We start from the raw sequence: 12,973 nt of genomic DNA, 5'->3' as shown, positions 1-12,973 counted from the left end.
AGGACATCCTCTGTCGTGTTTTCGCCGCCTCGCCGTACGAGATCGTCAGCCGGTGACCGGCACCTCCTCCAGCCTGCCCATGAGGTGCGAGCGCCGGCCCTCGTCGAAGGCGGCGTACGTGCGCCGCTGGAGCGGGTCGTCCGGGTCTGTGTCGGTGAGCGCCCGCCAGACCCGCTCCGGCGGGTGGGCGAGATACCGGTCGACTCTGACCGTCAACGCGGGCCGCGGACGGGGCCGGTGCTGCCGCGCGGGATCAGGGTGGCGGGGCGGTCCTCCACCGAGAGGTCGACCGGTTCTCCGGCGATCAGCGCGAGCAGCTGACGGGCGGCACAGGCTCCGTAGGCGGGGATGTCCCGGGTGAGCGCGGTCAGCGGCGGGCGCACGACCTGCGAAAGCGGGGAGTCGTCCCAGGCGACGATCGACAGGTCGGCCGGAACGTCCAGAACCATCTCCTGCGCCACCGACAACCCGGCCACGGCCATTATGTCGTTGTCGTAGACGATGGCGGTGGGCCGCCGGGGCGAGCTGAGCAGCCGCCTGGTCATCCTGGCCCCCTCCTCGCCGGTGTAGTCGGTGTGGACGATCAGATGCTCGACGCGCCCCGGGCCCGCGTCCTGGCACGCCTGAACGAAGGCCTGGTCGCGCAGCGTGGTGTGCACGAGCCTGGGCAGCCCCGCGACCCTGGCGATGCTCCGGTGCCCCAGCGCCACCAGATACTCCACGGTCTCCCTGATGGCCAGGCCGTCGTCCGACCAGACCGTGCTCAGCGGACCCGCCTGCGAGGGATGCCCGATCACCACGACCGGCATGTTCAGTGACCGCATCGCCTCCACCCGGGCGTCGTCGAGGTGCAGGTCCACCAGAAAGGCGCCGTCGACGCGCCCCTCCCCCCACCAGCGCCGGTACACCTCGATCTCCTGCGCGTGGTCGGTGACCACCTGCAGCATCAACGCGTAGGACCGGTCCGCGAGCTCGGCCTCGATACCGCTGATCAGCTCCATGAAGAACGGTTCCATGCCCAGGGTGCGGGCCGGGCGGAACAGCGCGAGGCCGATGGTGCGGGCGCGGGCACCGTTGAGGGCGCGCGCCGCGCTGTTGGGCTGCCAGCCGAGCTCCTTGGAGATCGCGAGGATGTTGGCGCGGGTGGCCTCCGAGACCCCTGGCTGCCCGTTGAGCGCGTAGGAGACGGCGCCCTTGGACACGCCGGCACGACGGGCGATGTCAGCGATCGTCGGACGTTTCACAGTTCCCCCTGATGAACCGGTTCTTATTCGGCCAAGGATAGCGGGTCGGCTCACTGGGGAGAGAGAGGGGACGCTCTTGCCCCCACCCCGGCGGGACGAGTCAACCCGCTGCTGCCAGCAGGTTCCATGAACGAACCGGAGCCGGGGGATCAAGGGGCAGCACGCCGGTAACGCGGTGCCGGCACCATCGCCGCCTCACACGTAGCCTCCCAGTAACTTGCTCGGTTCAGTTCACGGGCTCCGATATTCAGGATCACTCGCGGACAGAGCCGCCGACCCATGGGACAACATCGTCCACCTTTTTAAGTTAACCGGTTAATGGCAATTGCCGCCCGTACGGAAAGACCCGGCCGGCGCGCACTCCCCGCCCCCTCGGGAGGGGGCGGGGAGTGCGCGCCGTCTGCCCACCTCCGCCCTCCTGTGATAAGTAATGAGTTACTCGAAGAGGCGAGGAGAACATGGCGGACAACAGCGAGTTCGAGCTACGCGGGATCAACCATCTCGCACTGGTGTGCTCGGACATGAAGCAGACGATCGACTTCTACTCCGGCGTCCTGGGCATGCCCCTGATCAAGACGATCGAGCTGCCGATGGGGTGGGGACAGCACTTCTTCTTCGACTGCGGTGGGGGAAACGCGCTGGCGTTCTTCTGGTTCCCCGACGCACCCGAGGGGATTCCCGGCGTCTCGGCGCCGAAGAACCTGCCGGACCGGGGCGAGATGCTCTCCGCGGTCGGCTCGATGAACCACATCGCCCTCGATGTCGCCCCGGACAAGATAGAGGAGTACCGCGACAGGCTCATCGCCAAGGGCGTGGACGTCGGGGTGATCCTCAACCACGACGACAGCGAGTTCGGGGTGGCGCCCACCATGGGAGAGGGCGTGTTCGTCAGGTCGATCTACTTCAAGGATCCGGACGGCATCCTGGTGGAGTTCGCCGCCTGGACCAGGGAACTGGGCCTGCCCACCGACGTCCGGCACGAACCGAGGACCGCCGCGGAAAGGACCGTGTGATGCCACGCCTGCGCCAGGTCCCCCGCGCGGAGGCCACGGACCCGCTGACGCTCTTCTTCTACGACCGGCTGTTCGGCCCGGACCGGGACCCGGTGGCCGAACCGGGCACCGCGACCGGCTCCCCCGGCGACTGGTGGACCGTCTTCGCACTGGACCCGGTCATCCTGCGGCACTGCGTGAAGGGCTTCCAGCTGTACCGGGAGAGCAAGGTAGACCCGGTGCTGCGCGAGCTCGGCCAGTCGCGGGCCGGCTGGGCCCGGGGCAGCCAGTTCGTCTTCTCACAGCACTGCAAGCAGATGCGGGCGCTGGGGGTGCCCGAGGAGAAGGTCCAGGCGGTCGCGCACTGGCAGGTCAGCCCGCACTTCAACGAGCTGGAGCGGGCCGTGCTGGCCTACACCGACGGCCTGGTGCTCGACGGCGGCCGGGTGCACGACGAGATATTCGCGGTCCTGAAGGCGCACCTGCCGGACGAGCAGATCCTGGAGCTGACCTACATCACCTGCCTCTACGAAATGCACGCGACCATGTCAAGGGCACTCCGCCTGGAGTTCGACGACCGGCCGGAACCCGTCGTCGAAGCGGAGGCCCCCGAGGGGTACGGCACCCGTGACATCGCCGACGACATCGCCGGGCCGGGCTGACCTACCGTTCGTCGCGCCAACCGTTCCACTCGGCGCTCAGTGGCCCGCAAGAAACGTCCAGGTAATTACGCTGCCGGTCAACCGATGGGGATGATCCTGCTCGGGCGTCCCTCTCCAGCCACAGGAGACCGCGTTGACCACACCGAACGGGGACCGGAGCGATCGCAGCCCGTGGAACTGGCTGCTTGTCGCGCCGATCATCCTACCTTTACTTCCATTTCTCTACAATTTCGACGAACCCCGACTTTTCGGCTTTCCGCTCTTCTACTGGCTCCAGCTCGCCTTCATCGCGGTCGGCGTGACCTGCACCTCGATCGTCTACCAGATGACCAAGCGGCGGTGACCGGATGGACGCGCACCTGACCGAGATCATCATCTTCACCGTACTGTTCCTGCTCGTCAGCGGCATGGGGTTCGTGGCGGCGCGCTGGCGCCGCCCGGACAGCCTGGCCAGCCTCGACGAGTGGGGCCTGGGCGGCCGCAGCTTCGGCTCGTGGGTCACCTGGTTCCTGGTCGGCGGCGACCTCTACACCGCCTACACCTTCGTGGCAGTGCCCGCCCTGCTCTGGGGCGCGGGCGCGACGGGCTTCTTCGCGGTGCCCTACACGATCGTGGTCTACCCGATCGTCTTCCTGGTACTGGTCCGCCTCTGGTCGGTCTCGCACGTGCACGGCTTCGTGACCCCCGCCGACTTCGTCCGGGCCAGGTTCGGCTCGCCCACGCTGGCGCTGCTGGTCGCGATCACCGGCATCGTCGCGACGATGCCCTACATCGCGCTCCAGCTCGTCGGCATCGAGGCGGTGCTGAAGTCGATGGGCGTGACCGGCCACCTGCCGATCATCATCGCATTCGCGATCCTGGCCGCGTACACCTACCAGTCGGGCCTGCGCGCCCCGGCGCTGATCGCGTTCGTCAAGGACACGCTGATCTACATCGTGATCCTGGTGGCGATCATCGCGATCCCCGCCCAGCTGGAGGGCGGCTGGTCGGGGATCTTCGCCGCCGCCCAGGCCAAGTTCGACGCCAGTCCCGCACCCGGCGACGGCATCCTGCTCAACGCCAACAACCAACTGCAGTACGTCACGCTGGCCCTGGGGTCGGCGCTCGCGCTCTTCCTCTACCCGCACAGCATCACCGGCGTGCTCGCTTCCAGGAACCGCGGCGTGATCAAGCGGAACATGTCCGCGCTCCCGGCCTACAGCCTGCTGCTCGGCCTGATCGCGCTGCTCGGCTTCATGGCCATCGCGGCCGGGATCAAGCCCATCGGCACGGACAACAACACGATCGTGCCGCAGCTGTTCGACCAGATGTTCCCCGACTGGTTCACCGGCGTCGCCTACGCCGCGATCGGCATCGGCGCGCTGGTCCCCGCGGCGATCATGTCCATCGCCGCGGCGAACCTGTTCACCCGCAACATCTACAAGGAGTACCTGAAGCCGAACGCCACCGACGCCGACGAGGCCCGGGTTTCCAAGATCACCTCGCTGCTCGTCAAGGTAGGCGCGGTGCTGTGCATCCTGTTCCTGGACACCGGCTTCTCCATCGACCTGCAGCTCATCGGCGGCGTCATCATCCTGCAGACGCTCCCTTCCGTGGCGCTCGGCCTCTACACCCGCTGGTTCCACCGTGGCGGCCTGATCGCCGGCTGGGTGGCCGGCATGGGGGCCGGGATGCTCATGCTCTACAACATCGGCAACCCGGTCACCGGCAAGCTGCACTTCGCCGGGTCGGCGTTCCCGCTGGAGAAGCTGGGTCTTGACACCAAGATGACGATCTACGCGGGCATCGTCGCGCTGGCGGTCAACCTGGCCGTCGCCGCGCTCGGCACGGTCATCGCGCGTTCCACCAAGGTGGCCGAGGGCGATGACGCCACCCTGCCCGACCACTACCTCGCCGACGAGGGCGATCCCAGGATCAAGGACAAAGACAAGGACAAGGACAAGGACCTGGACCCCACCGCCCACTGACGTCCCCACGCCGAGCGCGGGGGGAGAGCCGGTCAGGCCCTCCCCCCGCGCCCGCGTCATCCGCCGGCCGGGGCGCGAAGCTGCGCGATCAGCGCCTCCGCGTCTCGGACGAGCACGGCGCGCACCGCGGCGTCGGTCACCTTGCGCGGGTCGCGGGCGTGTTTCACAAACTGCTCCAGGGACTTGACGGCGTTCTTCGTCTTGCCCTTGTCCGCGTGCTTCCTGGCCTCCTTGAGCTGATCGTTCAGCGAGCCGCCCGTCACCAGGCCCGCCGCCCTGAAACCGTCGAGGAGCTTCTGAAGGTCGGCGAAGGAGGTCGTGACCTCGAACGCGACGGTCTGTTTCGTGACGTGGCCCGCCTTGTCCTTCGCGGTGACGGTCAGCGTGTTCGCGCCGAGCGCCAGCCGCCACAGGTCGACCGGCTTGCCGGAGGTGACCTGTAGGTCACCGATGGCCGCCGTCACGCTCGCCACCCCCGAGGTCGCGTCCGCCGCCGAGAAGACGGGGGTGAGGGACGCGGAGTCACCGTGCTTACCGGCCTCCACCCCGCTCACGGACAGGACCGGGGCGGTCTTGTCGATCCGCACCGTGACCTTGCCGACCTGCGAGACGTTGCCCGCGTTGTCGGTCGCCCGGTAGAACACCTCGACGGCGCCCTCGGCACTCAGCGTGACCGGGTTGTTGGCGTTCGACCACGTGGTACCACCGTTGAGCGAGTACTGCCGGCTCGCCACCGTGCCGTTGTCGGTCGCGGTGACCGTCAGCGTGACGTTGCCGGTGTACCAGCCGTTCTCTCCGCCCGGCTGGGCAGGGGCGAGCGTGGCCGACACGGTCGGGGGCGTCTCGTCCCCGACCCCGACGCCCTGGAAGGTGAACCCGTCGACCTCCACGCCGCCGGTCGAGGTGACGTAGAGTTCCCCGCTGCCGGTCGGGGCACCGGTGAGCTCGGTGTCCACGTTCTGCCAGCCCGCCCCGGCGGGCACGGTCACGGTGGCGAACGGATCCGCCGTCGCCGAGCCCCACCGCAGGGACAGCGTTCCCGCACCGGAGGCGCGGGTCCGCACGCCGGTGATGCCGGCGAAGTTCACCGGGTCGTACGCGATCCAGTCCCCGGCGTCGAACGACGTGATCTTCGCCAGGCCGGACGCGCTCTCGTCCTCCACCCGCGTGACACCGCTGCTCGCGTCCGCGTGCTCGGCCTGCAGTTGCTTGGGGTTGAGGATGAGCGTGGCGTCGCCGAGCGCCCCGGGGATGTCACCGGCACCGTTGTCCCGGTAGCTCACCACGACGACGCCGAAGATGTTCTCGGTCTCGCCGTGCTCGGGGGCGTCGGCCGGCGTCGGCCACGCGCCTGAGCATCCCGTGCCGAGGGTCTCCGGATGCGCGTGCACGTCGTGGCCGAGCCCGAAGGTCCACTGCACCCGGCTGCACACGGGGTTGTCTCCGTCCTCCTTGTCGGAGACCTTGATCTGGAAGGGCACCGCGTCGCCCCAGTCGAAGAAGGCGCCGTTGCCCGGCGTCTGGATGGTCACCTCGGGCGCGGTGTTGCCCACGGTGATCTCGGTCGAGGTGAGCCCGAACCTGCCCTGCGCGTCGGTCACGCGGAGCCGGGCGGCGTACTGCCCGAGCACGGTGTAGGTGTGCGAGACCGTGACGCCGGTGGCGTCGAAGGTCCCGTTGCCGTCGAAGTCCCACTCGTAGCGCAGCGGGCCCGGCTCGGTGTCGGTCGACGACGCCGCGCTGAAGTCGACGGTGAGGGGCGCGGTACTGCTCGACGACGGCTTGGCGACGATCTTCGCCTGCGGGGTCTTGTTCCCCTCGGCGTAGTCGATGCGATACAGGCCCGCGTCGGGGTTGGCGCGGAAGAAGCCGTCGCCGTAGTCGAGCACGTACAGCGATCCGTCGGGGCCGAACTCGATGTCCATCGGGCTGTCGGTGATCGGCATCGCCGCCGCGGTCAGCGCGCTGTTGGGCAGGAAGTGTTCGAGCTTGGTCACCGGCCCGTCCGGCGCCGTCACGGTGAACGCCGCGAGATAGTCCTGCGAGAACTCGGCGAAGAAGAACTTCTTGTCCCAGTACTCGGGGAACTTCGTCGTCGACGGGTTCGCCGCGTCGTAGTGGTAGACGGGGCCGCCCATCGGCCCCTGCCCGCCCGCCGCCTCGAAGTCGGTGAGCCCGGCCCACTCCGCCGGCTGGTGGGTGTTGTTGTCGCCGTAGTAGAGATCCGCCGGGGTCGCGGGAGGCAGCGTGTCCAGCCCGGTGTTCCACCGCGAGGTGTTCGCCGGTCCGGCCGCGCAGTCGAACCACGCACGCGGCGTCGAGGTCGCGAAGTTCCAGTCGTTGTAGTTGAAGTTGTCGCCGGTGCAGTACGGCCAGCCGCTGTTCATCGGTTTGTCGATGGGGGTGACGTTCCACTCGACGTAGCCCAGGGGGCCCCGGGCGGGGTCGGGTGCCCCGGCGTCGGGACCGTAGTCACCCCACGACACCGTGCCGGTCACGTCGTCGACGTCCATGCGGAAGGCGTTCCGCACACCCGTCACGAAGATCTCAGGACGGGTCTTGGCCGTTCCCGGCGGGAACAGGTTGCCGGCCGGGACCGTGTAGGAGCCGTCCTCCTGCACGGTGATCCGCAGGATCTTGCCGCGCAGGTCGTTGCTGTTGCCCGCGCCGCGCCGCGCGTCGAGCCCCGGATTCATCCCGGGGGCGTCGTTGTTGGGCGCCATGCCATTGGCCCCGGGCGTGCCCGCGGGGGTGTTGTCGCCGGTGGCGAGGTAGAGGTTGCCCTCGGCGTCCCAGTCCATGTCGCCCGCGACATGGCAGCACTGTCCGCGCTGCGTCTCGATCTTGATGATGACCTGCTCGGTGGAGAGGTCCAGGGCGTCACCGGTCCATTTGAACCGGGACAGCTGGTTGTAGCCCTTCCACTGGTTCCAGTACGACTCGTCCGCGCCCGCGGGCAGCGAGTTGGGCGCCGACCCGGTGGGGGTCGTCTCCGGGTACGGCGCTGTCATCGTCTTCGGCGCGTAGTAGACGTAGACCCACTTGTTCTGGGCGAAGCCGGGGTCGATCGCGATCGTCTGGAGACCGTCCTCGGAGTTCGCGTAGACGGGGATCGTGTTGATGACCTTGGTGATGCCGGTGTCGCCGTCGGTCAGGCGGATGTCACCGTTGCGGGCGGTGTGCAGGACCCTCCTGTCCGGGAGGACCGCCATGTCGATCGGCTCGCCGACGTTCTTGGTCAGCGTGATCTTCTCGTAGTTCGACCAGTGCGTAGCGGCTTCATGGGCGTATGCGGGTGCGGGCGCGGCGACCAGCACCACCGAGGGGAGCAACAGAGCGGCGAGTGCCCTGCCGACCATCATGCGGGTACGCTTCAATTTCCTGAGCCTCTTCTTCAGGGGGGTGTCAGGACAGGGCGGACCGCCACTCGCGCCGCGGCAACGGCAGCGATCACGTGGCGGTCCGCCGAACCTCTCGGGTTCTTCGAGCGGGGCGTCAGTGGCGACCGCGGCGCAGGGCGGCCATGTTCTTGTAGCTGAGATCCGCGTACTGCAGCGAGCGGCCCGGCTCCGCCGTTCCTCCGGGCGCGTTGTCCTGCTCGTACATCGGGTTGTGGCGCTTCTCTATGTCCAGCTTGGAGAAGAAGGCGCTGTAGTCGATGTTCCCGGTGCCGAACGGCACCATGTCGTAGCCGTTGGCGGTGGCCTCGTTGGCCTTGCCGTCCTTGGCGTGGAACAGCGGGAAGCGCTTCTCGTTCTGCCGTACCAGCTTCAGGGGGTCGAAGATGTCGGTCTTGGTGGAGCCGTTGCGCGCGGTGTAGGTGCGGTGCTTGAACTGGGCCACGTGCGCCCAGAAGATGTCCATCTCGAGATAGACGTGCCTGCGGCTGGTGATCTTGAGGAAGTACTCCAGCTTCCGGACGCCCGACGAGCGGGTGGGCCGGCCCAGCTCGTCGAGCGGGCCCTCGTCGAGGAGGAAGCCGTACGCCGCGTCGTGGTTGTGCGTGTACAACTTGAGGCCGGCGGCCGAGGCGATCGAGCCGAGGCCGTCCCATTTCTGGGCGGCGACGTCCCAGTCCGCCTTGTAGGCGCTGTTGGTCGGGTCGCCGCCGGTGCCCACGTGCTCCATGCCGAGGATGTTGGCGATCTCCAGGGTCCGCTTGAAGCGATCGAGGTCGGCCTCGGTGAGTGGCCAGGAGCCGGGGATGAAGCCGTGGTTGCCCTGTGCCTTGAGCCCGTTGTCGTCGAGCCACCGGCGCAGCAGCCGGGCGCCCTCGACGGTCTCCAGGTCGGCCCCGCCCTCGGCGTTCGCGTGCTGGCGGTAGCCCGCGAACTCCACCTGCTTGTAGCCGATCCGCGAGAGCTCCTCGAACACGCGCCGGAAGCCGGCGGGCAGGTTCGTCGCCGGATCGCGGGAGATCACGTCGCGGACGGTGTAGAGGATGATGCCCCGCTTGGCCTCCGGCACCAGCACGTTCTTGTCGCCGTGGCCATGGCCGCGTTCCTGCTCGTCGCCGGGGGACGCGTACGCGGCCGACGCGAGCGGGCCGACCGCCGCCATGGCGGCCACCGCGGTGACTCCCGTCGTGGCCGCGAGGAACTGGCGACGGTTCAGCCCGAGCCTGCGGCGCAACGCGCCGGCGACCTCGTCGATCTCTTCTTCGTGTGCGCTCATCTTTTCCTACTTCCGTGTGGGTGGATGGAGCCCCGTGATCCCCGATGCCTCGACCGAGTGACCACCGACCCCTTTCCGCCGCAGGTCCGGCGGCATCGCCCGGCAGGTCATCTCCCCGCGGGGACCTGCCGTGGATGCCGCCGACCGACTCACTTCGCCCTCTCGATGCCGTGCAGAGAACTTGGCGTGGAAGTTACGCGTCTTTTACCCATTTAGGAAGCACTTTTGTCGTGATCTCTTGAACTTTCTGTCGCCCACGACCAAAGTCGCCCTAGCGCACGATCTTGGTCACCAGGCCCCGAACACTCCAACCCCGGGGAGTCTTCCCAGGTAGACCTGGATGGCCGCCCTCCAGGACGCCGAACCGGGCTCCGGTTCGCAGGAACCCGAGCAGGTTGATCCGGCAGGCGCCCGCGACCGTTCACATCCACGACACGCGGATCGACCTGCGACGAAGCGTCGCGTAACCCGGTCGGACGAGAGCTTTGGTTGAAAGACTCGCGACTTTCGCCCATAATCGGCAGAAGCATCGGGCGACACGCGGCCGGCGGGCACCTTGCCGACGGGTCGGACCGGGGCACGACCAGGCCAAGTTCAGAACCAAGTAGAAGAGACGGGCCGTCAGGGGCGGGGCGGGACGTCCGGGGCCGTGGTGTAGCCGGGGTTCGCCACGGCCAGCTTGTCCCGTACGGCCGCCGCCAAGGCGTCGAGAAGATCCGGGCCGTCCAGCCCCTCGCGGATCGCGGCGGCGAGCTCGGCATCCGAGGCGAAGCCGAGCTCGTCGAGGCGCACGCGGTGGGCGGCGTGCTGCGCGGGTCCGAGTTCGAGCTCCCGCTCGACCATGCTCAGCACGTTGACCGCCACCCGGGTGTGGAAACGGACCCGGCCCTCGACGACCGGGAGCACATCGCTCTCCAGAAAGTCACGGACCGCGGCGACGAGCCGAGCCGCGGACGGCATGTCATGGGGCATGCCCTGCGACATAAGGAACTCCTTATCCGTTGACGCGGCAACGAATCTCCGGTGAGATCATTCCATGAGCTTCGCGGTTCCCGACAGCGTCCGGCCGATTCGTGACGCCGTCCACGCGTTCATGACCGAACGGGTGGAGCCGGCGGAGGCCGTACTCCACGAGGCCGGGCCCGAGGCCGCCTCGCTCCTGCGCGAGCTGCAGGCACAGGCGAAGAAGGAAGGGCTGTGGGCCCTCGGGCACCCCCGCGAGCTGGGCGGCGGCGGATTGCCCTTCCTCGACTATGTGTACGTGAACGAGGTGCAGGGCCGCAGCGAGTTCGGGCAGTTGGCGCTCGGCACGTTCACCCTGCAGGACTCGCTGATGCTGCGCCTGCACGCCAACCCCGAGCAGCGCGAGCGATTCCTCGCCCCGCTGGTCCAGGCGGAGATCTGGCCGAGTTTCGCGATGACCGAGCCGAACGTCTCCAGCAGCGATCCCACCCAGCTCCAGACCACGGCGGTGCTGGACGGCGACGAGTGGGTGATCAACGGCCACAAGTGGTTCACCACCGGGGCGGACCGGGCCGCGTACACGACGGTGATGTGCCGTACCGAGCCGGACGCCGCCCCGCACCTGGCGTTCTCCATGATCCTGGTACCGACCGACACACCCGGCTACACCATCGTGCGCGACACCCCGGTGCTGGGCATCGACGGCGGTCACTGCGAGGTCCGCTACTCCGACGTGCGGGTACCCGCCTCCAACCTGCTCGGGCCGCGCGGCCAGGGCTTTGTCATCGCCCAGCAGCGGCTGGGCCCCGGCCGGATCTTCCACTGCATGCGCTGGCTGGGCCAGGCCCAGCGGGCCTTCGACCTGATGTGCCGCCGCCTGCACGAGCGCAGCGCCTTCGGCCGGCCACTGGCGGACAGGCAGCTGATGCGCCAGCACGTGTTCGACTCCTACACCGAGATCCAGTCGGCCCGGCTGCTGACGTTGAGCGCGGCGGAGGCCATCGACCGGGGTGAGCAGGCGCGGGTGGAGATCGGAGTGGCCAAGGTGGCCGGGGCACGGATGCTGCACAACGTGATCGACCGGGCCATCCAGGTGTACGGTGCCGCGGGGCTGACCCCGGACACCCCGCTGGACCGGATGTACCGGCACGCCCGAGCCGGTCGCATCTACGACGGCCCCGACGAGGTGCACATCGACTCGGTGGGCCGCCGGATCCTGGGCGAGTACGCGGCGGGGGGCAACTGGGAGTTCGGCCTTCGATGATCGACGACCTCGTCTCGGATGTGTTCGGGCCAGGCTCGGCCGTCACCTCTCGGATCCGGCTGCCGGGTGGTGCGTCGCGGGAGACGTGGGCTCTGGACGTCATCGTTCCTGACGGCGTCAGGCATGAGCTGATCCTGCGCCTGGACTCTCCGGGCACCGTCCCGGATACGGGAATCGGATCGGCCGGGATCGGTCTGGCCGGGGAGACGCGGCTGATGCGGGCGGCGGAGGCGGCCGGCGTTCCCGTGCCCCGGGTACTGGCCGCCGGAGAGTCGTACATCCTGATGAGCCGGGTGGACGGGGAGACGATCCCGCGCAGGATCCTCCGCGACGACGCCTTCATGGACGCCCGGCCGCTGCTGGCCGCCCAGTGCGGCGAAATCCTGGCCGCGATCCATCGCATGCCGCTGGTCTCGCTCACGCCCAGGACCGATCTCGGGGTTCCGGCAGGCGCGCAGTCGATCGAGCCGGACGATCCGCTCCGGTCGTGGCGGGACATACTGGATCTCACCGGCAGCGCGCACCCGGTCTTCGAGCTGGCCTTCCGCCGCCTTTCCGGCTGCCGCCCCGCGAGCGAGCGGGTGACCGTCGTGCACGGCGACTTCCGGAACGGCAACCTCGTCATCGGCCCCGACGGGGTCCGATCGGTGCTCGACTGGGAGCTCGCCCACGCCGGCGATCCGATGGAGGACCTCGGCTGGTTGTGCGTGAAGTCCTGGCGGTTCGGGTCGCCGCTGCCGGTGGGCGGGTTCGGGGAGTACGAGCGGCTCGTCCAGTCCTACGAGCGGGCGAGCGGGTATCCCGTCGACCGCGACGCGCTGCGCTGGTGGGAGACGTTCGGTGTGCTGAAGTGGGGGATCATCTGCGTCACGCAGACCCTGCGCCACCTTGAGGGCGGCGCCCGATCCGTGGAACTGGCCGCGATCGGCCGCCGTGTCTGTGAGACCGAATGGGATCTCCTGGAGACACTGTCCTGAACCGAGAGGCCATCTCCTGGGAGGTTCTCTCGGCACCCGCTTTCGAAACCCTCCCTGAGGGTGCGAAAAGCCTCGGCCTTTCGGAACTCCCCTGGAAAACACGAAGGCCCCCACCAAAAGGTGAGGGCCCTCATAAAAGATTGTCCGGCGGCGACCTACTCTCCCACACCGTCCCCGGTGCAGTACCATCGGCGCTGAAGAGCTTAACTTCCGGGTTCGGAATGTAACCG

The 12,973-nt window shown here is 68.5% G+C and carries 11 protein-coding genes and 1 rRNA gene; 6 read left to right on the top strand and 6 right to left on the bottom strand.

Annotated elements, in window-relative coordinates; all coding sequences use genetic code 11:
- Positions 1 to 45: 45 nt before the first annotated feature.
- The gene (locus ACWD3H_RS32920; RefSeq protein WP_451957751.1) at positions 46 to 216 is read right to left on the bottom strand and encodes a hypothetical protein; all 171 of its coding nucleotides are present in this window, start codon (positions 214 to 216) and stop codon (positions 46 to 48) included.
- Positions 213 to 1,244, bottom strand: coding sequence for a LacI family DNA-binding transcriptional regulator (locus ACWD3H_RS32915; protein ID WP_355562651.1), 1,032 nt, complete (start codon positions 1,242 to 1,244; stop codon positions 213 to 215). Before ACWD3H_RS32915 ends, ACWD3H_RS32920 begins: the two co-directional genes overlap by 4 nt.
- Before the next feature lie 458 nt (positions 1,245 to 1,702).
- Between ACWD3H_RS32915 and ACWD3H_RS32910 the strand changes: the two genes are divergently transcribed.
- The 4 genes from ACWD3H_RS32910 (at position 1,703) to mctP (ending at position 4,865) form a co-directional block, all read left to right on the top strand.
- The gene (locus ACWD3H_RS32910) at positions 1,703 to 2,257 is read left to right on the top strand and encodes a VOC family protein (protein ID WP_350928980.1); all 555 of its coding nucleotides are present in this window, start codon (positions 1,703 to 1,705) and stop codon (positions 2,255 to 2,257) included.
- Positions 2,257 to 2,898, top strand: coding sequence for a carboxymuconolactone decarboxylase family protein (locus ACWD3H_RS32905; protein WP_451957750.1), 642 nt, complete (start codon positions 2,257 to 2,259; stop codon positions 2,896 to 2,898). The genes ACWD3H_RS32910 and ACWD3H_RS32905 overlap by 1 nt, the downstream gene beginning before the upstream one ends.
- A 133-nt stretch (positions 2,899 to 3,031) precedes the next feature.
- The gene (locus ACWD3H_RS32900; RefSeq protein WP_355567660.1) at positions 3,032 to 3,241 is read left to right on the top strand and encodes a DUF3311 domain-containing protein; all 210 of its coding nucleotides are present in this window, start codon (positions 3,032 to 3,034) and stop codon (positions 3,239 to 3,241) included.
- 4 nt (positions 3,242 to 3,245) lie between these two features.
- A complete protein-coding gene (gene mctP / locus ACWD3H_RS32895; RefSeq protein WP_451957749.1) occupies positions 3,246 to 4,865 on the top strand; it encodes a monocarboxylate uptake permease MctP in 1,620 nt (539 codons plus the stop codon).
- A gap of 56 nt (positions 4,866 to 4,921) precedes the next feature.
- Here mctP and ACWD3H_RS32890 read toward each other — a convergent pair whose 3' ends face one another.
- The 3 genes from ACWD3H_RS32890 to ACWD3H_RS32880 form a co-directional block, all read right to left on the bottom strand.
- Positions 4,922 to 8,242 carry a PQQ-dependent sugar dehydrogenase gene (locus tag ACWD3H_RS32890; RefSeq protein WP_451957748.1) on the bottom strand — a complete coding sequence of 1,107 codons (3,321 nt, stop codon included), beginning with the start codon at positions 8,240 to 8,242 and terminating at the stop codon, positions 4,922 to 4,924.
- A 118-nt stretch (positions 8,243 to 8,360) separates the two neighbouring features.
- The gene (locus ACWD3H_RS32885; RefSeq protein WP_355567669.1) at positions 8,361 to 9,539 is read right to left on the bottom strand and encodes a sugar phosphate isomerase/epimerase family protein; all 1,179 of its coding nucleotides are present in this window, start codon (positions 9,537 to 9,539) and stop codon (positions 8,361 to 8,363) included.
- Positions 9,540 to 10,160: 621 nt separating this feature from the next.
- On the bottom strand, positions 10,161 to 10,523 hold the full coding sequence (locus ACWD3H_RS32880; RefSeq protein WP_451957747.1) for a DUF6285 domain-containing protein: 363 nt from the start codon (positions 10,521 to 10,523) through the stop codon (positions 10,161 to 10,163).
- Positions 10,524 to 10,575: 52 nt separating this feature from the next.
- Between ACWD3H_RS32880 and ACWD3H_RS32875 the strand changes: the two genes are divergently transcribed.
- Together ACWD3H_RS32875 and ACWD3H_RS32870 are read left to right on the top strand one after the other, a co-directional pair.
- The gene (locus ACWD3H_RS32875; RefSeq protein ID WP_451957746.1) at positions 10,576 to 11,766 is read left to right on the top strand and encodes an acyl-CoA dehydrogenase family protein; all 1,191 of its coding nucleotides are present in this window, start codon (positions 10,576 to 10,578) and stop codon (positions 11,764 to 11,766) included.
- Entirely contained in the window at positions 11,763 to 12,743 is a 981-nt protein-coding gene (locus ACWD3H_RS32870) for a phosphotransferase family protein (RefSeq protein WP_451957745.1), read from the top strand. Before ACWD3H_RS32875 ends, ACWD3H_RS32870 begins: the two co-directional genes overlap by 4 nt.
- A 142-nt stretch (positions 12,744 to 12,885) precedes the next feature.
- Here the strand turns inward: ACWD3H_RS32870 and rrf are convergent.
- A 5S ribosomal RNA gene (rrf, locus tag ACWD3H_RS32865) occupies positions 12,886 to 12,973 on the bottom strand; the annotation flags it as partial.

The sequence above is a fragment of the Streptosporangium sp. NPDC002607 genome, from assembly GCF_053592655.1.
Note: the sequence above shows the minus strand (reverse complement) of the source record. Positions and strands in the feature narration are given on the sequence as shown.